Source organism: Microcoleus sp. S13_C3 (assembly GCF_036700905.1).
Lineage (GTDB): Bacteria > Cyanobacteriota > Cyanobacteriia > Cyanobacteriales > Microcoleaceae > Microcoleus.
The window spans coordinates 16834-38245 of record NZ_JAUBPT010000012.1 but is presented as its reverse complement, the minus strand read 5'-3'; the positions used below and the strand labels follow the sequence as shown (position 1 = coordinate 38245).

Annotated in this window: 16 protein-coding genes and 1 pseudogene; 11 read left to right on the top strand and 6 right to left on the bottom strand. The window is 45.9% G+C overall.

Going from position 1 to position 21412, the window contains the following annotated elements; all coding sequences use genetic code 11:
• A pseudogene (locus QUA16_RS05565) lies at positions 1 to 916 on the bottom strand (calcium-binding protein); the annotation flags it as partial.
• 196 nt (positions 917 to 1112) lie between these two features.
• Positions 1113 to 2288, bottom strand: coding sequence for a patatin-like phospholipase family protein (locus QUA16_RS05560; protein WP_333102238.1), 1176 nt, complete (start codon positions 2286 to 2288; stop codon positions 1113 to 1115).
• A 314-nt stretch (positions 2289 to 2602) separates the two neighbouring features.
• On the opposite strand from QUA16_RS05560, the gene QUA16_RS05555 reads away from it, so the two are divergent.
• Positions 2603 to 4621: an NB-ARC domain-containing protein gene (locus QUA16_RS05555; protein ID WP_333102237.1), complete on the top strand. Its 2019-nt coding sequence runs from the start codon at positions 2603 to 2605 to the stop codon at positions 4619 to 4621.
• 1067 nt (positions 4622 to 5688) lie between these two features.
• Entirely contained in the window at positions 5689 to 6747 is a 1059-nt protein-coding gene (psbD, locus tag QUA16_RS05550; RefSeq protein WP_333055206.1) for a photosystem II D2 protein (photosystem q(a) protein), read from the top strand.
• A 443-nt stretch (positions 6748 to 7190) separates the two neighbouring features.
• Here the strand turns inward: psbD and QUA16_RS05545 are convergent, their stop codons facing one another.
• A complete protein-coding gene (locus QUA16_RS05545; RefSeq protein WP_333181043.1) occupies positions 7191 to 7394 on the bottom strand; it encodes a hypothetical protein in 204 nt (67 codons plus the stop codon).
• 384 nt (positions 7395 to 7778) lie between these two features.
• On the opposite strand from QUA16_RS05545, the gene QUA16_RS05540 reads away from it, so the two are divergent.
• From QUA16_RS05540 to QUA16_RS05510, 7 genes are all read left to right on the top strand, one after another.
• Positions 7779 to 8060 (top strand): 4a-hydroxytetrahydrobiopterin dehydratase, encoded by a 282-nt coding sequence (locus QUA16_RS05540; protein WP_333102235.1) that lies wholly within the window; start codon positions 7779 to 7781, stop codon positions 8058 to 8060.
• Positions 8061 to 8201: 141 nt separating this feature from the next.
• Positions 8202 to 9854 (top strand): HD domain-containing phosphohydrolase, encoded by a 1653-nt coding sequence (locus tag QUA16_RS05535; protein WP_333102234.1) that lies wholly within the window; start codon positions 8202 to 8204, stop codon positions 9852 to 9854.
• Between the two features lie 294 nt (positions 9855 to 10148).
• Entirely contained in the window at positions 10149 to 12374 is a 2226-nt protein-coding gene (locus QUA16_RS05530) for an iron uptake porin (RefSeq protein WP_333102233.1), read from the top strand.
• Between the two features lie 315 nt (positions 12375 to 12689).
• A complete protein-coding gene (locus QUA16_RS05525) occupies positions 12690 to 13130 on the top strand; it encodes an Rrf2 family transcriptional regulator (RefSeq protein ID WP_333102232.1) in 441 nt (146 codons plus the stop codon).
• A gap of 56 nt (positions 13131 to 13186) precedes the next feature.
• Positions 13187 to 14149 (top strand): cysteine synthase A, encoded by a 963-nt coding sequence (cysK, locus tag QUA16_RS05520; RefSeq protein WP_333102231.1) that lies wholly within the window; start codon positions 13187 to 13189, stop codon positions 14147 to 14149.
• A gap of 727 nt (positions 14150 to 14876) precedes the next feature.
• On the top strand, positions 14877 to 15557 hold the full coding sequence (locus tag QUA16_RS05515; RefSeq protein WP_333102230.1) for a J domain-containing protein: 681 nt from the start codon (positions 14877 to 14879) through the stop codon (positions 15555 to 15557).
• A 28-nt stretch (positions 15558 to 15585) separates the two neighbouring features.
• Positions 15586 to 15819 carry a hypothetical protein gene (locus QUA16_RS05510; protein ID WP_333102229.1) on the top strand — a complete coding sequence of 78 codons (234 nt, stop codon included), beginning with the start codon at positions 15586 to 15588 and terminating at the stop codon, positions 15817 to 15819.
• Here QUA16_RS05510 and QUA16_RS05505 read toward each other — a convergent pair.
• Together QUA16_RS05505 and QUA16_RS05500 are read right to left on the bottom strand one after the other, a co-directional pair.
• The gene (locus QUA16_RS05505) at positions 15798 to 17297 is read right to left on the bottom strand and encodes a cyclic nucleotide-binding domain-containing protein (protein ID WP_333102228.1); all 1500 of its coding nucleotides are present in this window, start codon (positions 17295 to 17297) and stop codon (positions 15798 to 15800) included. The genes QUA16_RS05510 and QUA16_RS05505 overlap by 22 nt on opposite strands.
• Positions 17298 to 17643: 346 nt before the next feature.
• Entirely contained in the window at positions 17644 to 17796 is a 153-nt protein-coding gene (locus QUA16_RS05500; protein WP_333102227.1) for a hypothetical protein, read from the bottom strand.
• Between the two features lie 102 nt (positions 17797 to 17898).
• Here QUA16_RS05500 and QUA16_RS05495 point away from each other — a divergent pair, with 102 nt between their 5' ends.
• Positions 17899 to 18771, top strand: coding sequence for a 6-carboxytetrahydropterin synthase (locus tag QUA16_RS05495; RefSeq protein ID WP_333102226.1), 873 nt, complete (start codon positions 17899 to 17901; stop codon positions 18769 to 18771).
• A 158-nt stretch (positions 18772 to 18929) separates the two neighbouring features.
• Here the strand turns inward: QUA16_RS05495 and QUA16_RS05490 are convergent, their stop codons facing one another.
• Positions 18930 to 19055 (bottom strand): hypothetical protein, encoded by a 126-nt coding sequence (locus QUA16_RS05490; RefSeq protein WP_333102225.1) that lies wholly within the window; start codon positions 19053 to 19055, stop codon positions 18930 to 18932.
• A gap of 31 nt (positions 19056 to 19086) precedes the next feature.
• Here QUA16_RS05490 and QUA16_RS05485 point away from each other — a divergent pair, with 31 nt between their 5' ends.
• Positions 19087 to 21237, top strand: coding sequence for a tetratricopeptide repeat protein (locus tag QUA16_RS05485; protein WP_333102224.1), 2151 nt, complete (start codon positions 19087 to 19089; stop codon positions 21235 to 21237).
• Positions 21238 to 21412 lie beyond the last annotated feature (175 nt).

The following is a 21412-nucleotide window of genomic DNA, read 5'->3' as shown; positions in this document are numbered from 1 at the left end:
CTGTCGATGTTCCGTTACCGCCACTGTTCGACGATGATCCGGTGTCACCACTGCGGGGGGTCAAAGTGACAGTATTGCCAGAAGAAGTGCTGACCTGTAAGCTGTAATCAGCAGAGGAAGCTAATGCAGTTTTACTGCTGACACGGATTCTGTATTCAGTATTTGCTTGGTACGGGACAGAAAGCAGCGCATTCTTACCACCGCCACCGTCATCATTGAAGTCAACAACTTCCCCAGTATTAGCGTTGACAACTTCCACATAAGGGTCAAAGCCATTTGTCGTGCTGCTGAGGGAAATTTTGATCGGTTCGCCCACCGAGGATATTTTTACTTGAAATTCATCCGCAAGTGTGTTGCCAATACTGGGAGCCTTGACCGGAAAAGTAAAGTCTTTGGCGCTCTCCAATTTACCAGCGAAGGTAATAGAGTTGCCCGTTAGAGGGCTGCTGCTGAAGTTGCTACCTCTCGCAACTAAACTAACATTACCATTAGGAACGCTGGCCCGCAAACTGTAGGGATAAGTAGACGACGAGCTGGTAAATGAATTCACGCTGGTGACGCGGACTTTGTACTTGGCGCTGCCGTCAATTGTCAAAGAATTAGGAATTGCCGGATCGTCAACTAAATCAATATTTCCTGCAGGCTGACCGGCTTCAATCAATGAGTTTAGACTCTCTGAAGATCCATCGTCTGAATCAGCAACCACCCGACCCGTATTGACATCTATAACTTGCAGAAACGGATCATATTTGCTGTTTGGATCTGTAGTTGTAAGAGCAAGCTTGAGTGCTTCCCCGATCGCATCTGTATTCAAGTCATATTCATCAGCCCGCGTGAAGCCACTAAGCTCAGGGGGAACTGGAAAAATAATGTCATTGTTATCCAATTGACCAGATTTTATATCAGAAGTAGCCATGGTAGTTTACCTCAAGAATTAAAATTTGTTGAAATGAATGATGTTGGAATTTCTGTAACTCAACATCAATATCGACTAAATAAACCGGGTTTTTTACTGAATTTGTGGCCTTCAACGAAGTATTTTCGTAAAAAACCCAGTTTCTATCTTTTGATCCCTAAGCTTGACTCAATAGCAATCTTACGATTGACTCAAATTAGGTGATTGCCTCCACCACAGAATCCAACAAGGAATGATGCGATGTCAGGGATTTAACAAGCTTGCTCATATCATCCTTGCATTCCTTAGTTTTAAGAAATTCTTCTGCTATCTCAACCAATAAATCGAGATTATCGGGAGCGGCACTAAAAGCACTAACATTCTTTTTCAGAAGAGGCTGAAAGCGGAAATATTCACTCTCTCCCTCAAGCAGCAATTGTTTAGCAATATAATCCGTAGCATCGCTTGAACCATCAGAAAATACATCCATCAAAGGGATATTCCTTAGCACGCTTCCCCAATTCAAGCTACCCCAACCTTGAGCTTCTCGAACTGTAATCCGATTCAAAGTCCAACCCGAACCAAAAGAAGCGACTACAGAAGGAAATGTGTTATATTGTTTGCGACCCTCTGCGATCGCACAAAGTACAGGGTTATTGGCAACAACACCACCATCAATCAAAGGGATACCTTCTCTACCTACTTTTATGATTGGTTCTTCCCCTGCTTCTTCAGCTTTATTTTCCTTCAACTTAATAGATTTAAGGAATCCCTGATTGTGCGTGACGTGAGCAGGAAAAGCAACAGGTGCGGCGGCGGATGCCCTACAAATTTCCCACACAGGCATCGTTTTAAACTCTTCTTTGTTGTTTTTGAAGATTACAGCATCGTGATTATAGACATCGTAGCTTGGCACAAGCACTAATTGTGGCAACTCACCAAATTCCTGGTAGCCAAATATATGCTGGAGTACATCTTCCAAACCTTTTCCGTCATAGACGGGTTGAGTCATAAATTTCTTGGCATCTTCACGGTTTTGAGAAAGGATATTAAAAGTGTCAAATTCACTGAAATCCATCTCTGTATTGACTAACCGCCAGATTAAGCTGGTCAAAGTTTCTTTTAAGGGTGGGAAAATTTTGAGCCCATATTCCTGAAAAAAACTCTTAATCCTTTTGGCTGAAAATCCCCTAGCAATTCCGCAAGCAATGAGACTGCCAGAAGAAGTTCCGGCAATGATATCAAAGTAATCTTTTAATTCCTTTTCGGGATTCTTTTCCTGTAGCTCTTCTTCTAGCTTTTCTAGCAAAACCGCCGTTAAAAGACCACGAATTACGCCACCGTCAAAAGAAAGAATATTGTATGGAGATTTTGGAGGTTTATGGGTGAACATTTCAGTTCCTCTCTGAATGATAGGTTGCTAATTTAGTGACTAGATACTAATTTCCAAAGTTTTCGTGATAAGAGAAGGTGTTACATCGTTGGCAATTTACAGATTTTTTTCATACTTACCTTATGCTCACGAGTCCTTTAGTTCGTAGTTACACAATAACCTTCTCACCTCAGCCCTCACAGTGGGAAAAAGTCAGAAAAGGCCAGAATTTTATATGAAGATTTAATAACTAAAGTAAAAAAAAGTAACAAGAGTCAGAAAAAGTGATAGTCTATAAGAGTAATTACTTAGTCACTGTTTTACAGTCACAGCTAATGACTCTCGAAGAAGCCTTAGCAATTTTAGACACCCTACTCAAACCAGGCCACTTAAACGACGTTCAAGACCTAGTATTCCGCCAATCTTGGCAAGGACAGTCTTATCAAAACATGGCGGATACATCAGGATACGATGCCGACTACTTAAAAGATATCGGTTCCCAATTATGGCGAACAATTTCTCTGGCATTGGGAACTCAAGTCACAAAACGCAATATTCACTCAATCCTTGAATCATGTACACGCCCGTCTCCAGATAAAACACCGAAAACCACATCACCAAATTTGCCCGATTGTTGGGCTAATTGTCACCTTTGGGAAGCTTTGGGCTTAAAACGTTATCCAGAGGAACAAGCGATCGCCTTCCCAAATCCTTCCTTAGTAACAAAAACCCACCACAATTTATCAGAGGCGATCGACGTTTCTATTTTCTACGGCCGTACTCAAGAATTAGCTACCCTTAAACATTGGATTTTACAAGATCGTTGCCGCTTAATTACCCTGATCGGTATGGGCGGGATTGGCAAAACTGCTTTATCGGTAAAGTTAGCAGAAGAAATTCAAGGTGAATTTGAATTTGTCATCTGGAAAAGCCTGCAATATAGTTCACCTTTACCCGAAGAATTAGCTAAAATTATCCAATTTTTATCACAGGATCAAACTACCGATTTACCCCAGGCTGTAGGCGAACGCATCTCTCTTATCATCAAGTATTTACAGCAGCATCGGTGTCTGATTATCCTTGATGATTTAGACTTCCTTTTCCAGAGTGGTAGCTATGCAGGCACTTACCGCGAGGGATTCTCTAACTACAGCCAACTTCTGAGACAAATTGCTGAAACCAATCACCAAAGTTGCGTGCTAATTGTCAGCAGAGAAAAAGCGAGAGAAATTGCATCTTTAACCGGAGAAACTTTACCCGTCCGATGCTTGCAACTGCAAGGTTTAGCACCAGTCGCAGCCAAGGAAATCCTCAAACTTAAGTCTTTAATAGGAACCCCTGCTGAAGAAGCGGAACTAATAAAATGCTACCAAGGTAATCCTATAGCTTTAAAAATAGCAGCGAGTTCCATACAAGATTTATTTTCGGGAAATATTCGAGATTTCTTTGAACAAGAAGAAACTATTTTTAATGGCATTCGCCTTTGGTTAGATGAACAATTTAATCGCTTATCTCCGATAGAGAAACAAATTATTTACTGGTTAGCCATTAACCGAGAACCAGTTTTGCCTACAGAACTTCTAAATGATATCGTCCCGCCAGTTTTCCAGGCAGAATTATTAGAAAGCTTAGAATCTCTCCAGTGGCGCTCTCTAATTGAAAAAGCCGCAATTCAAGTCCCGGAAAAAAGTATTTTTGGCTTCACTCAGCAGCCATTAATCAGAGATTATGTCACAGAAAAAATAATTGAGCAACTCTACCAAGAAATTACTATAGAAGAGTGCAATAGTTCTACATCCTCTTGTTCCTTGTTTCCTTTTCTTCAAAACTATGCTCTGATTAAAGCTACAGCCGAAGAGTCGGTCAGAAAAAATCAAATTAGCGCCATTGTTACGCCTTTAATTTCCCGACTCCTAGTTACGTACAACACCACCGAAAACTTAGCGGAAAAACTCAATTACATTTTAATTAAATTAGCAGAGCAGGGTGTAGCACCCGGATATGGGGCTGGTAATATCTTCAATTTATTATGTCAACTTCAACTAGATTTAACGGGCGCTGATTTTTCTGATATCACTATTTGGCAAGCAGATATGAGGGGTATTAATCTGTACCAAGTAAACTTTTCTGGATCTAATTTGGCCAAATCAGTTTTTAGTACACCCATAGAAAATAGTCATAATTTAGTTAGAGATGGCCGCGAACAAACCATTGAATTTTCAACTGTTGAAATGGATAAGTATGGAAAAAATCTCTCCCCTTCAAGAATTTATGAAGGCATGAATATCAAGGGCGTTACAGGTTTAACTCAAGGGCAAAAATCCTTGCTAAAAGCTTTAGGTGCTGTCGAGTAAGCTGTCCAATTAAGCTGTTCGGCATTTAAAGGACTTGCGTAAGGTGCGTCAGCATCTAAGGTTTTCCGTTTCAGCGTAAGGGTTCGCGAATGACGCACCCTACTAGCCTCGTTACTGGTTTAAATGCTCCACAGCTTATTTAAGTTGGCAACTAAAACGTCCAGATGTTCCGATGTTTATCGTTTAGTTGGTGGGTAATGCTGTGGGGCTAGACCACCCTAAAGCGCTTGTGACAGTTCCTAAGTCTTGCGGGTTCGTAACAGTTTGTTACAAACCTAGTTAAATCTATAGGATTTAACCTAAAATGATTACAGGTAAAGCCACCGCAAACGCCAAATCGTAAAACGCCCAATCGTAAGCAGTTCTTTACCGAATATGACAGCCAAGACAACATTTTTGTTGAATCATTGAGGCGGATTTTGATTGAAAAAAGTAATTCCCCACTAGGTTGAGGGAATAGGGGGCTTGTCGTTTAGCCTCTGGGTGCTAAATTCACTCAAAATGTCGATCGCTAGCAATCTCTAGTTTTTAACCAGCGGTTTCTCAATCATTTTCATGCTCAGCAATTGCCCGATCGCTCCGAAACCCGGCTTCTCTCATACTTGATGGAGAGAGAAACCCGGTTGCTCAATCATTTTCCGGCTTTGAGCGATCGCCCGATCGCTCCGAAACCCGGATTCTCTCATACTTGATTGAGAGAGAAACCCGGTTGCTCAATCATTTTCCGGCTTTGAGCGATCGCCCGATCGCTCCGAAACCCGGATTCTCTCATACTTGATTGAGAGAGAAACCCGGTTGCTCAATCATTTTCCGGCTTTGAGCAATTGCCCGATCGCTCCGAAACCCAGTTTATCTATTGCCTTGCCCGTCAGAACGACCAACTTACTCAAAACTTAAAATTCGCTCTTGCTATTGTAAAGATTTCCCTTTATAATCATCATCAGCGGTAAAGAAACGTAAATTATATTCACAATCCACTCATTTTATGCTACAGCAGAGCTATGAGGTGGGAAGTTGTGACTAGAACAACGTCCGTTGTAATTATATCCATTTGGAGATTTGCGTAAATGACAATCGCAGTCGGACGCGCCCAGACCGAAAGAGGCATATTTGATGTCCTCGACGACTGGCTCAAACGCGATCGCTTCGTCTTCGTAGGCTGGTCTGGCATCCTGCTATTCCCCTGCGCCTACCTAGCCATCGGTGGCTGGTTAACAGGCACCACCTTCGTCACATCCTGGTACACCCACGGTTTGGCAAGCTCCTACCTCGAAGGAGCCAACTTCCTCACCGTAGCCGTATCAACCCCAGCCAACAGCCTCGGACACTCCCTGCTGTTCCTGTGGGGCCCCGAAGCACAGTGGGACTTCACCCGCTGGTTCCAACTCGGTGGGCTGTGGACATTCGTTGCCCTCCACGGCGCTTTTGCGCTGATCGGCTTTTGCCTGCGTCAGATTGAAATCGCCCGTTTAGTCGGCATCCGTCCCTACAACGCCCTAGCATTCACCGGCCCCATCGCCGTGTTTGTTTCGGTGTTCCTGCTTTACCCCTTGGGTCAATCAGGCTGGTTCTTCGCCCCCAGTTTCGGCGTCGCAGCAATTTTCCGCTTTTTGCTATTCCTGCAAGGCTTCCACAACTGGACGCTCAACCCCTTCCACATGATGGGCGTTGCAGGCATCTTGGGCGGCGCGCTGTTGTGCGCTATCCACGGTGCAACCGTAGAAAACACCTTGTTTGAAGACGGCGAAGGCTCAAACACCTTCCGCGCCTTCAACCCAACTCAGTCAGAAGAAACCTACTCGATGGTTACAGCTAACCGCTTTTGGTCGCAAATCTTCGGAATTGCCTTCTCCAACAAGCGCTGGTTGCACTTCTTCATGCTGTTCGTACCTGTCACAGGCTTGTGGATGAGCTCCATTGGCATCGTCGGTTTAGCATTAAACTTGCGCGCCTATGACTTTGTATCCCAAGAATTGCGCGCTGCTGAAGATCCTGAGTTTGAAACGTTCTACACTAAGAACATTCTGCTTAACGAAGGCATTCGTGCTTGGATGGCTCCTACGGATCAACCCCACGAAAACTTCATCTTCCCTGAAGAAGTTCTGCCTCGCGGTAACGCTCTGTAATCAGCGCGAAATATCAAAATTTCCAACATTTTAAAAGGGTAAGATAAAGCTGTTTAGGCTTTACCCTTAATGCTTAAAAAGCTCCTGTCTTGTGGCGGGAGCTTTTTGTTTCCCGGATTTGATCGAATTAGCGCCCTAAAAAAAGTTGATTTTGTACAAAAACCAACTCTGCCTGTAGCTAAAACAACTTGTGTCTCTATATCTGGTGAAGTTTCCTAGGATCCTCAATTAAATAATTTCCCTTTTTTCTTGTGGGATGGGCGTCCGGCCCGTCCTTTCTGGGCGGGCCGGACGCCCATCCCACAACAGTCATGAAAAGTGGATTTTATTTAATTCTCATCCCCTATCTGGCAAGAAATCGATCGGCCTTTCCCAGCCCCCAGAGTGGCCATGCACCTGATAACCGCACAGCCCGGATACTGAAGAACATATGGGCAAATGGCTCAAACTACGATCGCCCGCTTGCTGTAGAGATCGATAAAAGACCTTGCTGCAGCAGTAATTTCCCCCGATATTGCAAAAATCTCAATTTGCATCCCCCCACTTCTAATTCCTTGTGTTATTCTGATAATTGTGACTACTGGAATGATACTCAGAACGCAAGTTCTTTCGGTAACGCTGGCAATGGCTAGCGCACAAATCATCACCTTAAATCTTGTATTTAGGTGATGTGCGTTCCAATATTAAGCCATTTAGCTAAACCTGGAGGTGATGCCCATGATAGAAAGTAGTAAACGCATGGGTCATCAGATTGGAAACTACCGGCTGTGCGCCGGGGCCGCTCACTAGCAGTCAGCCGTCGTCTCCAACGGGAAACGACTTCCACGGGGAACCAGGCTGAGCTAGGGATTCTCCCGGCAGTCAGGTTCTAATCTGAAGACCCGCTAGACCGCTCTCACCTCAAATAGTGTTAAATCTTGAGTATTAAAACTTGAGACTAAACGCTATTGGTGAGAGCGGATAGTTTTTGGTAGGATTTTCCGCAGGTGGGCTATTAATCTGCCATTGCTAATCCCAAAGTAAAATAAATTATGGCTGACCTACTTAACAATACTGAAATTCAAGAGCGCGCCAGTCAATTGTCAGGCTGGACGGTTGAAGGCAAACAACTGCGCTCTACCCGTGTATTTAAAGATTTTATAGAAGCGATCGCCTTTGTAAATAAGTTGGTCGCCCCCTCAGAAGCCGCAGCACATCACCCCGATATAGAAATTTCCTATAATAAAGTTACACTTAACTTGACAACTCACGATGCCGGAGGCTTAACTGAGAAAGACTTTGCGCTAGCCCAAGAGATTTCTACGCTAGATTAAAAGAGTGTCCGTTGGGGCAACAACAGGCCCCGCTCGCGGAAAGCTGGCCAATAAAAAATCGACTGGGGGTGAGAATCGGGTGCTAAAAAGTCGAGAGGCCAAACGTTCAATGTATAAAAGGCTATTCCCCATCATCCGACCATGATCGTATTTGAAAAGCCAGAGTTCAAGAACGAGTCTGCAGCGGCAGAAAAAACCCATCTGATAGAAAAGCTTTTAGATATTGGCGCGGCTCTGTCGAGCGCCCAAGATTTGGGCGACTTGTTAAACTTAATTTTATCCAAAAGTAGAGAAATCACCTACAGCGATGCTGGCAGTGTTTACTTAGTAGATCACAGCGACGAAACACCTAAGCTGCTGTTCAAGGTAGCGCAAAACGGTTCTAAACCAAGCCTGTCGTTTAAGGAGTTTGCTCTGCCACTGACAGAAAAAAGCTTGGCGGGATACGTGGCAATTACAGGTCAAAGTTTGAACCTGTCTGATGCCTACGACTTACCCCCCGGCGTACCCTACCGGCTAGATACCAGTTTTGACAGGGATATTAATTACCGCACTTGCTCGGTAATGGTACTGCCGATGCAAAACCGACAAGGGGAGACAATAGGTGTACTGCAACTGATCAACCGCAAAACAAAGGCAGATACGGTGCTGACAGCAGACAATGCCTGGGAAGCGACGCAGCAGTATTCGGAGTGGGAAGAAAGGATAGTTCGATCGCTCGCTTCTCAAGCAGCAATCTCGATCGAGCGCAATCAACTTCAAGACAGCATAGAACATTTGTTCGAGGGCTTCGTCAAAGCCTCGGTGCAAGTCATAGAAGCCAGAGACCCCTGTACCTACGGCCATTCAGAACGAGTAGCAGCCCTGACAGTACGCCTTTCAGAAGAAGTAAACACCGTCAGCAGCGGAGGACTGCGCTCTATTTACTTTAACAACCGCCAAATTCAAGAACTTCGCTACGCCGCCCTGCTGCACGATTTTGGCAAAATTGGAGTGCCCGAAGCAGTTTTGACCAAACAGAAAAAGCTCTACCCCGCACAGCTAGAAATCATTCGCCACCGCTTTGGCTTAGCTCAACGGACGATGGAAATGGAATGCGTCCAGTCTAAATATAAATACTTGCTGGAGCATTCAGCCTACCGAAAACACCCAAGCCAGGAGCCAGAGTGCGCTCAATGCCAGGAAATCGAACAGCTAGACACTAAGCTAGCAGAGGCGAAAACCCGATTAGCAGAATACTGGGAAGTGCTGCTAGAGGCAAACGAGCCTCACATTTTGGCAGCAGAACCCCTAGCTCAACTGCGAGAGATTGCTCGACAAACTTACAGAGATATAGATGGGGCAAGGAAACCCCTGCTGAACCCAGACGAGATATTGCAATTGATGGTGTCAAGGGGCAACCTGACGCCGGAAGAACGATCGTCAATAGAATTTCACGTAACTCACACTTACGAGTTTCTGAAACAAATTCCTTGGACAAAGGATTTAAAACATATTCCAGACATTGCCTACGGACATCACGAAAAACTCGACGGCACAGGCTATCCGCGAGGTTTAAACAAGTCAGAAATTCCAATTCAAGCGCAATTGATGACGATCGCCGATATTTACGATGCCCTGACAGCAGGCGATCGCCCCTACAAGCGAGCTCTGCGAACAGAGGCAGCGATGAAAATTTTGCGGCAAGAAGCAGCTCACAATAAAATCAACGCCGATTTGTTGGAACTATTCGATCACCGCCAAGTCTTTAGCGTTCTAGGACACAGCTTGGATGTTAAAGTCGAATCAGCCTAGACGAGTCGGGCGTGCTGTGCTAAAAAGTAAATAGGCGATCGGGAGCTATAACGCAGTGTCAGCAGTCAAATCAATCGACCGCCCAAGCCTGGTATGGTTTTGACGCCGTTGAGTACAGGTAAAAAAACAGGCTCTGTGCAGCCGTCAGTCACATCTATATACTCGGTCAGCCCGAAAGAATCAAAAGAAAAAGTGAATTTTAGGTCTCTTTTACTGTATGGTAGTGGAGCAACTACTGACCAGATAGAAGACTAAAAAAGTTTCTCTGTAATCGGTGTGAGGATGAGAGTGAATATGTCGAAATTTTTGTGGAGTTACTTACTAATCAGCCCAGCAGTCTTAGGAGCTACCCTAGTGGTTTCTTCGAGCGCGATGGCAGCAGACGCTCAGCAGGCTGCTGATGCGCTCAATCCGGCTGTCGCCAAAGCTGAAACCGCTGAAACCTCCGAAGCGAAACTCAATGCTTTAGCTGCTGTTTCCGAAACAACTGCAGCCTCCGAGCCAGAAGAAGAAATTTCCCAAGCCGCTGGCAGCGAAACCCAGGCAGCGATGGCAGATGTGGCCACGCCTGCAACTGAAAGTGCGATCGTCGTCGGAGCCAACACAGCCCCTGCTGAGGCAGAGCCTCAAGCGGCATCACAACCTACAAGTGAATCTTTAGCCGCAGCCCGGCCAACAGTCGCTCAACCAGTAGAAAATTCGGCCCCGGCAGCCCAACTAGAAATTCCAGCCCCAGCAGCTACCGCTCTCCCAGAGCAAATCGGTGCAGTTCAATTAGAAACTCCAGCCCCGGCAGTGGCAGAGTCGGCAGAACAAAGTTTGCCAAAACCGGCTGAATCTTTAGCCCAAACTGCCGCCCCCCAAGAGCAAAACCCAGCCGCCACATTAGAACAGCTCAACGAGTACAGCAGCGAAGGTGCTGCCGGTGGCGAAACTCAAGGTCAAGTTACCTCAGTATCTCAACTTTCCGACGTGCGGCCCACAGACTGGGCTTTCCAAGCACTGCAATCCCTAGTCGAGCGCTACGGCTGTATTGCCGGTTATCCCGACGGCACCTTCCGCGGCAACCGGGCAATGACTCGCTACGAATTCGCAGCCGGTTTAAATGCTTGCTTAGACAAGGTGAGCGAGCTAATTAGAGGTGGCACTGGCAACTTCGCTACGAGAGATGACTTGGCAGCCCTCCAACGGCTTCAAGAAGAATTTGCAGCAGAACTGGCAACCCTGCGGGGTCGCGTCGATGCTTTGGAAGCTCGGACATCTGAACTCGAAGCCAACCAATTCTCAACTACTACCAAGCTGACCGGGGAAGCAATTTTTGCCCTCACCGACGACTTTAGTAACTTTACTGGCGGTATTAACTTGCCGGGCATAAAGGGCAGAAGAGTCGGCAGCAACAACAACGAAGCTGTCTTCCAACAGCGGGTACGTCTCAATTTAAACACTAGCTTCACCGGCAGAGATTTGCTGCTGACGAGGCTTCAGGTAGGCAACGGTCAACCCTTGAACGTAGGGTTTACCCGCGAAGGGACTCAAACTTGGAATGTCGTCGGCAGAACCGACAACGTTGTTGCCCTCGACACCTTGCTATACAAGTTCCCCGTCGGTCAGCGACTGAACGTTAGCCTGATAGCCAACGCTGGCGTTTGGGACGACATTATCCCGACTGTCAACCCTTACTTTGAAGACTTTGACGGCGGTAACGGGTCATTGAGCGCCTTTGGACAGCGGAACCCGATTTATCGCTTGGGCGGTGGCTCAGGTATCGGCTTTGACTATGCCTTCGGTGGCAGGGGCTTGCTGGGCGGCGTGTTCGGCCCCACTTCTCTGTCCTTCGGCTACTTGGCATCAAATGCAGCCAATCCTAGCAAGGGTGCAGGCTTGACCAACGGCGACTACACAGCGATGGGTCAGTTGACTTTTACCCCCGGACGCAACTTGCAAGTTGCTTTCAACTACAACCACGGTTACTTTGGCAGAGGTAACTTTGGCTTTGACAACGGTTTATCTAACGGGGCAGAAAAGCTTGGCGGTTTCACCGGTACCGGCCAGGCGAATTCTCTCGGCTTTTTGAGTGACGGCTTTACCTACGAGGATGGCACCTCCTTCCGCGCTCGCAAAGTGGTCAGCAACTCCTACGGTGCTCAGGCTTCGTTGCGGCTGAGCCCGAGGTTTATTATTGGTGGCTGGGCTGGTTTAACCCATGCTCGCATTCTCGGGCTGGGCGATGCGAAAATTTGGAATTACGCTGTCACCTTGGCTTTGCCAGATTTCGGGAAAGAAGGCAACTTGCTAGGGTTCGTGGTAGGTCGCGAGCCTTACTTGGATAAACTTAAGGTTCCGAGCGATTTGCGGGGCTTCACAAATGACCAGTCGTGGCACTTTGAAGGGTTCTACAAATTCAAGCTCTCGGACAACATTTCTGTTACTCCGGGTGTCATTTGGGTGACAAATCCCGATCAAAATCGCGGTAATGATGACACCATCATTGGTACTCTGAGAACTACTTTCACGTTCTAAGAGCCGATTAGAAGAGGCAGGGCGGTCCAACCCTCTCTGCTGGCAACTGCCAAATTTAGCCCTGCCCGAGGCAGGGCTTTTTTGTGCGACTGACGAATTGGGCGCCGACAATCAATAAAAAAAATTAAAATTATCAGTCGTAGACGGAGAAACCCGGTTTATTGCCGTAAGACCTTCGGAATTGAGCAAAGTCGATTAAGTTCAGTGGAAAACCGGGGTATAATAAAAAGTTAGAAGTTGAAATTGTTAACTCAATAGTGAGGAAAATTTTGACATCTGACTTTGGAGTTGAGAATTCTGGTATTTGAAGCAATTATGGTAGAACTCTCCTGTAAAAGCGAATACGCAATCTTAGCTTTGCTGGAGCTTGCCGATTGCTACGAAGAAGGCGAGCCTCTGCAAATTCGCCAGATAGCGGCTCAGCAAAATATTCCCGATCGATATTTGGAACAGTTGCTGGCTACCATGAGACGCTGCGGGCTGATTCGCAGCCAGCGAGGAGCTAAGGGAGGTTATATCTTGGCGAGGGCTCCCTGGAAAATTACACTCCTAGAAATTATCAACTGTCTCGAAGGCTCAGAGTTCGATCGCTCTGAAAAAGACTCGCCTGCTCAAACTGTAGAAAGTGCGGTGATTTGGGAAGTTTGGCAAGAAGCTCGATCGATTGCCAACTCAGTGTTGCAAAAATACACGCTACAGGATCTGTGCGAAAAGCGCAATGGCAGACGGCAGCTCGATATCATGTATTACATCTAGTTAGTATTACCAACTAGGAATTAAGATTTACTTTCAACCACAAACTGACAAAGATTATGCGTATTGCTGGCGACATTACAGAATTGGTAGGGCGGACGCCCCTGGTGCAACTCAACCGCATTCCCCAAGCCGAAGGCTGCGTGGCTCGGATTGTGGTCAAACTCGAAGGCATGAATCCGGCAGCATCGGTGAAAGACCGCATCGGTGTCAATATGGTCAATCAAGCAGAGGCCGAAGGTCTGATTAGTCCTGGCAAAACGGTTTTAGTAGAACCGACTTCTGGGAATACCGGAATTGCTCTGGCAATGGTGGCTGCGGCTAAGGGCTACCAGTTGATTTTGACCATGCCGGATACGATGAGCACGGAACGCCGATCGATGCTGCGAGCTTACGGGGCCCAACTAGAACTGACTCCCGGAATTGAGGGCATGAGCGGCTGCATTCGCCGCGCTCAAGAGATTGTGGACAAAACTCCCAATGCGTATATGTTGCAGCAGTTTCGGAATCCCGCGAACCCGCAGGTTCACCGTTCGACAACGGCTGAGGAAATTTGGGAAGATACAGACGGCGAGGTGGATTTCCTGATTTCGGGAGTCGGCACGGGCGGTACGATTACGGGTGTGGCAGAGGTGATTAAGTCCCGGAAACCCGAGTTTAAGGCGATCGCCGTTGAGCCGGCCAATAGTCAGATACTGTCGGGCGGAAAGCCAGGGCCTCACAAAATTCAAGGTATCGGCGCTGGTTTTGTGCCGCCGGTGCTGAATGTGGATTCGATCGACGAAATTATAGTTGTTACCGATGACGATGCGATCGCCTATGGCCGTCGCTTGGCCAGAGAAGAAGGACTTTTGTCCGGTATTTCCAGCGGCGCGGCACTATGTGCGGCGGTGAAAGTCGGCCAGCGTCCCGAAAATGCAGGGAAATTGATTGTGATGATTCAGCCTAGCTTCGGCGAACGCTATCTCAGCACTCCCTTGTTCCAAGATCCAGAACTCAATCTGGCGATGGCCCTCAACTAGGTCAGCCTCCGACCCAAGCTGCAGAAACTGACAGCAGGGCGTACAGTGTACGCCCTGCTTGGCTTTGCTTTTTAGCTTAAAGAATTGCGATAGATTGTAGCTGCCTCGATCGCGATCGAGGCCGAATTTCTCAAGGGCTTTTTTTTTGAACGAACCGCTTTCGGCGCGTTAGCCAAGTGGTCGGTAAGCGCTCTTGTCGGGAAGGAAGCAGCTAACAATTGCTGGGAGGATGGCTATATGAGTCCCCAATGTCGATCGGCTTACCACTTCCAAAGCCTCAATCTTTTTCTAAAATAGATTTATGTTGACACTCCCCGGCCTTAAGGCACGGGGATTCTTAAGACATTTCAGTCTTAATATCCCGCGCAAGCGTGGGTTCCCAGGCTGACTACTCTGGGCACAAAAGAGTGCGTAGTCATATCTCCTCAAAAATGTTTTGGGCGTAGACTTTCCCCCAGTCCGGGGGTAGGTTTTTACATCTTGTCTGATTTGGTTATTCTACCATATTCATTTGTTAAGATGGATTTGTTATTTTACTTAACAATGGAAAAAAGCCCTCCTACAAGGACAGGGTTTTTAACCCAATTTTCTGATAAGTTGAAAACTGACGTTTTCAACTTACACTTTTTGACATTTATATCATATAAATACTTAAAATATTAGCAAAAAATGATATTTTTGTCAAGCACCTTTTCAAAGATAATCCAGATTTCAAGGAAATAACAGCGTGTCTTCCGTTATCAATCACTACAAAACCCTAAAGATTAGCCCAACCGCAACACAAGCCGAGATTAAACAAGCATACCGCCGTTTAGTCAAATTATTTCATCCAGACAGCAACAGCGACACAGCCGGTCACGAAGAGATTGTCCGCCTCAATGCAGCCTATGAAATATTAGGAGACGCCCAGCACAGACAATCTTACGATCGCCAACTTTCCGAGCAAACCGAACAGCAATCACCAGTCGCACCAAACGTCAGCCGCCAGCAAACACAAACAGCAAGGGACGCGGATGAACAAATGGAACAGTGGCTGATTAAAGTATACAAACCAGTCAATAGGATGCTCAACAGCATCTTGAAGCCGCTTAAAAAAGAAATAGACGAATTGTCAGCAGATCCGTTTGATGACGAACTGATAGAAAAGTTTCAACTTTATATCGAAACCAGCCGCGAGTATCTCAAAAAAGCTCATAACTTTTTTACATCAATGCCCAATCCATCTAATGTAGCCGGAGTTGCGGCCCATCTCTACTACAGCATCAATCAAGTCGGAGACGGAATAGAAGAATTGCAGCTATTTACCCTCAATTATGACGATCGCCACTTGCACACCGGTCAAGAACTGTTTAGAATTGCCGCTAGACTGCGGCGGGAAGCACAGGATGAATTAAAAATTAAAAGTTAAAAAAGCAGATTGTTCCGGGAGCCTCTCAATGAAAGCAGGCAAGCTAGAAATTGGAGTTAGGAGCCAGGAGCCAGGAGCCAGGAGGAAAGAGCAAGAAGGAAGAAGGAAGGAGGCAGAAGAAGTGTTTTTACAAATAGGAGATGCTCCCATTGTTCCCTCTTCCCTCTTCCTTATTCCGACGGACATCCGTTACATCCGTTACATCCGTTACAGAATCCGCTGCCGAACTTCCTTTCCGTATCAAATTCCAAAAAGAACTTGAATTCGCTTGCGAATTTTAATAAAAGGAGTTTGTCCCAGAGAGTCGCCATCTAACAATCCCAAATCTCTCAAAGCTTGCTGGCGTTCCGACAATTTTTGAGCAATCTGATCTGCTAAATTCGGCTGTTCTATTAAAAGTTTTTGCAAGTCGTGGCGTTCCACCACAAACAAAATTGCATCTTCGCTAGTTTTAACAGTTGCCGTTCTCGGAGTTCCCAATAGCAAAGATATTTCCCCAAAAAACTCGCCCTCATGAAGCGTAGCAATATACTGATCTGCTTTTTGAGAAAGAACTTCTACAGTACCAGAAAGAATAATATAAAAAGAATCCCCAGGGTCATCTTCTTTACATACAACCTGTCCCGCTGAAAACAGTTGTCGATAGCCGTATTCAATTAACTGTCGCAGTTCTAAATCCGTACACTGTTCAAAATAAGTTACTCGTCGCAACAAATCTCGCAGCGTCCAATTACTAGGCGATTTAGACCCTGATTTTTTAGGGTCAGAAACCGTGGCATTAGGTTTGAGTTCTGCTGAATGTTTTGCATTCAGCGGAAAAACTTTGCCGTTGGAATTATCGTCTTTGTTATTGTGAAAAAGTTGAGTTAACTCTGTCGGGTTTCGCAGCCACAAATCCCGCTGGGGAAAGGGAATTTCGATATTGCGGTGGCGGAATTCGTAATCTATTAAAAAATTAACTGCACTTTTAATGGCATCGCTTTCCTGTGGCTGGTCAATCCAAACTAAAAGTTCAAAATTTAAAGCGTTATCTCCAAAACCGCGAAACCATACTTTAGGAGAAGGATGGGACAAGACATTCGATTCCATCCGTGCCGCAATTAACAGCGCTTCTGTAACTATTACTGGGTCAGATCCGTAAGCAACGCCGACAGGGATGTGGATGCGGCATCTGGGGTCTTTGTAACTCCAGTTAATAATGTTAGTTTCGACAAACTTAATATTTGGTATAATTACAAATAGACCGTCAATTGTTTTAATAATTGTAGAGCGAATCGAAATTCTTTCTACTGTTCCTAATAACTTGTCTATTTCAATAAAGTCTCCGACTCTAATTTGGTGCTCGAATAGCAGGGTGAGACCGCTGATAAAGTTGCTGGCGAGATTTTGCAAGCCGAAGCCGAAACCAATGCCGACAACGCCAGCTAAGACGGTGAGAGAAGTGAGGTTGATGCCGGCACCTTGCAGGACAAATATACAGCCAAGGGTTGCTAAAATATAGCTAATTATAGTGGAAATTGCTTCTCGACTGCCGCGATCCAATCCCATGCGAACTAGCACGCTGCGCTTGATTCCTTCGCTGATAATCTTAGCTATAATTAAGGCAAATATAGCTAAAATTATCAGTTGGACGATCGCACTGATGGACAGATGAGCGTCCCCGATATAAAAGAGCGGGGTTGTTGTCGCACCAGACAAATTTTCAAAAAAGCGATCGGCTCGTGCAGTAATCCAATTCATTAATATTTGGTAATGGGTAATTGGTGATTGGTAATGAGTGATATCAATTCCGGTTGCACGGGAATTATTGTTGACAGTTGACAGTTGACGGTTGACGGTTGACGGTTGACTGTTAACGGTTGAGTGTTAACTCCGGGTCGAAAAACTGAATAATAGCTGAGTATTGACTGTGGATTCGATTTTACGCCCGACGATGCTAGCGGAGTTGATATGATTAGTTTTGAGCGCAACTGAACCGTAACCTGCTAACTATTGCAGAGCTTAGGTGAAAAACTCCAACTGTGGAGTTTCCTGTCTGGCAAAAAGGTCAATTCCCTTTGGGATAGATCCGCACGCGCGTACTTTCTCAAAGGCTCGTAACTGATGGGTTAGCAACTGATGGCGAGAAACTGTTTTGTAGCGGTATTTTCTGCCGGATATCTGTGTTGTAGCGTAAAATGGGCCCGGCGGCGCGATCGGCGACGTGTTGCCAATATTGGGAAAATTGGTAGAAATTCATTTACAGCACCCTCAAATAATCGAAAAATTCCAGCAAAAATTAGTTTATCCTTAAGAAGCGAGTCCTTTACAGAACTTAACAAGCTTACCCTACTTGACTTTTATGCAGTGCATCATCAATCGTCGGGCACAGTTTTCGGCGAGTCACCGGTACTGGCTGCCGGAGTTAAGCGAAGCCGAGAACTTTGAACGGTTTGGCCCAACTGCCCGCGCACCGGGACACGGACACAATTACGTCCTTGACGTTTCCATGATAGGCGAACTCGACGAGTACGGCATGGTGCTCAACCTGTCTGATGTCAAGCACGTCATCAAACGGGAAGTTACCAAGGATCTCGATTTTTCCTTTCTCAACGAAGCGTGGCCGGAATTTGAGCAGACTCTGCCAACTACCGAAAACATAGCACGGCAAATTTGGCTGCGGCTAGCCCCTCATTTACCTCTGAGCAAAATTCAATTGTTTGAACATCCCGAACTTTGGGCTGAATATTTAGGAAACGGAATGGAAGCTTATCTAACTTTGTCCACTCATTTTAGCGCCGCCCATCGGTTGGCTCGTCCCGATTTGAGCTTTGAAGAAAACTCGGAAATTTACGGCAAATGTGCTCGTCCCAACGGTCACGGTCACAATTATCATTTAGAGGTGACTGTTAAAGGGGAAATGGATGCGCGGACTGGCATGATTGCTGATTTGGGAGCTTTGCAAAAAGCCGTTGACGATTATGTTGTTGAACCTTTCGATCACACTTTTTTAAATAAGGATATTGCTTATTTTGAGAACGTTGTGCCAACTGCGGAGAATATTGCAGTTCGGATCGGGCAATTATTGCGATCGCCCGTTCGAGAATTGGGCGCAGAGTTGCACAAAATTAAGCTGATTGAAAGTCCGAATAATAGCTGTGAAATTTACGGTGCTGATTTAGAGGAAGTGGTAGCACAAAGTCAGCAGCCGGAAGCGATTTTAGCTAAGGTTTAGAGTTAAAAATCGGGTCGGTTGGGGCGGGTTCACCCGGATATGTGGGTAATTGTGCAGATTGGTGAACCCGGCCCTACCAGCCTAATGATGATTCCGAGGGTTATTCAACCGGATTAGGCGCGAGAATATATTTTTGGACAAAAGTTCCACAGCCAGAATTATTGGCACTTTTCCTGAAAAGTCAGACTCCGCCCGTATTTTGGAGATAGTAAGTCAGCATTCCTCATGTCAGCTATTCTAACTGCTGAGAGTATGAGTTCGATCGCCCGATCGCTGACAACCAAGCACTAATTTCTCCTAAATGAGTTGACGTTTATGCGCGTCTCTAATCTAGCTCTCTTGACTCTGGCTGCCCTCGCATCCCACAATTTAACTGCTAATACTAGCGCCAATCCTGCTGCACCTCCTATTTCTCCTGAGACACCGCAAGCTAGCAACGTTGTTGATGCCGTAAATAATACTGAATCGCGTCCGGCTGAGTCAATTAGTGAGCCTGAGACGATCGCCCACGAACAATTTTCCCCAAATATTACCGTATCCCGTCGGGCTGAGTCAATTAGCGAGCCTGAGACGATCGCCCACGAACAATTTTCCCCGCGAATGGCTGTAAAATCGCCGACAGGTTTGCTGGTAGCGGCCGCTCAACCCGATGTATCTGCTAGTGCCAAAACCAAGGCGAATACTCCTGCTGCATCCGGCGATGAACTAACAAAATCTTTACAAGAAACCTGGCTGGCTAAATTAATCGAAACCGGGGCTGAAAGCAATCCTCAAGTTCGCGAGGTTTTAGCTTTTATCTCCCCGTCTAGTGGCAGTGCTGAATCTGGATATGGTTTTAATAGTACCATAACTCTGCTCAATATTTTGCTAATTCTTGGTACTGTATTTCCACCAGTGACAATTGCATTTTTTTGGATGATGCGACGGCTGATAATCAAACAGTTGGTGGCTGATGCCAATAAACGATTGCAGGGCATTGGTGTATTGGAATCCGAACTCAGAAATTCTAGCCAACTGACTCAAAAGTTGAGGGATGAATTAGAAGCGCAAATGGGTGCAGCTAAACAATCCCTTGATTTTTTAACTAGAGAAACTGAAGTTTCCAAATCTTCCGTCGAGCAAATTGAGACTCTCAAATCTCAATTTATCATGCACCTGCAAGTTTTGCTGAGAGAAGTTGACGAGAAAAAATATCAAATTGTTCAAGAAATTTCCCAAGTTCCCGCAGTTGTTGCCAAAGAAGCTCTCAAAATCGCACCTCAACCGGCCTTAAACAATTCCCAAAAATCGCAAACGGCACCTGCTAACGACGAAAAATTGATTGCTGACGATTATATCAAGCAAGCCGAAGGGCTGTATTTTCAAGGCAATTATGATGAAGCATTAGTCTGTTTGGAAAAAGCTGTTTTAGCGAATAAATTTTTGAATGAGGCTTGGTATTGGCGCGGAAATGTGTTAGTAAAATTGCAGCGTATGGAAGAAGCACTCGCCTGTTACGACCAAGCAATATTAATTAAACCGGATAACTACGAAGCATGGTATAATAAAGCGAGTTTGCTGGGCAAATTGCAGAAGTACGAAGAGGCGATCGCCTGTTACGAGCGAGCAAGTTCGAGCGAATCCAGAAAATACGCTTGTTGGCACAGTATAGCGGCTTTGTTGGGTCAATTGCAGCATTACGAAGAAGCGATCGCCAGTTACGATCGCGCCCTGGCTATCAAAGCAACCGACAGCGAACTTTGGCACAACCGAGGTGCGATGCTGGCAAAAGTACAACAGTACGCAGCAGCAGTTGATTCTTACGATCGCGCTATTGATCTCAATCCCAACAGATACGAAACTTGGTACAATCGAGGCAATATGCTGTGGAGACTCCTCCGCTACAGTGATGCTATTGATTCTTACGATCGGGCGAGCGGCATCCGACCCGACAAATACGAAGTTTGGTACAATAGAGCTGCTGTGCTCGGAAAAATGCAGCGATATCAAGAATCGATCGAATCCTACGACAAAGCAATAGCCCTTAAACCGCAGGATTTTGAAGTGTGGCACAACCGAGGCGTAGCTTTCGAGAAACTATCGCAGCACGAAGCAGCAATTGCCTCTTACGAATCAGCAATTACTCTTAATTCGGAGTGTTACGAAGCTTGGTTTGCCAAAGGGGAATCTTTAGCAAAATTGCAGCGCCATGAAGAAGCGATCGCAGCTTATGAGAAAGCGATTGCTATTAAGCCAGACTCCTACGATGCTTGGCACCACTTGGGTACAGCTTTGTCAGAATTAAAGCGCTATGAGGAAGCAATGGCAGCTTACGATCGAGCTATTGCCATCAAGCCCGAAAATGCCGAAGCTTGGCGCGATCGAGGCGCAATTGTATCAGAATTAAAGCAGGATACAGAAGGATTTATTGCCGGGGAAAAAGATACTCAGAAACAGCCACAATCAGATGAATCTTCGGACAGTTAGTTATATCAAATCCACTCTTCATCGGAATAGTAAATTCGAGTTGACTGTTGACTGTTGACGGTTGACTGTTCACTGTGAACAGTCAACCGTCAACATCATTCGGGTGTTACCGGAAATGATATTAGCTGTAGCCTACACCGCTACGTGGACACCCGAATTTTCTTGTTGGTAATTG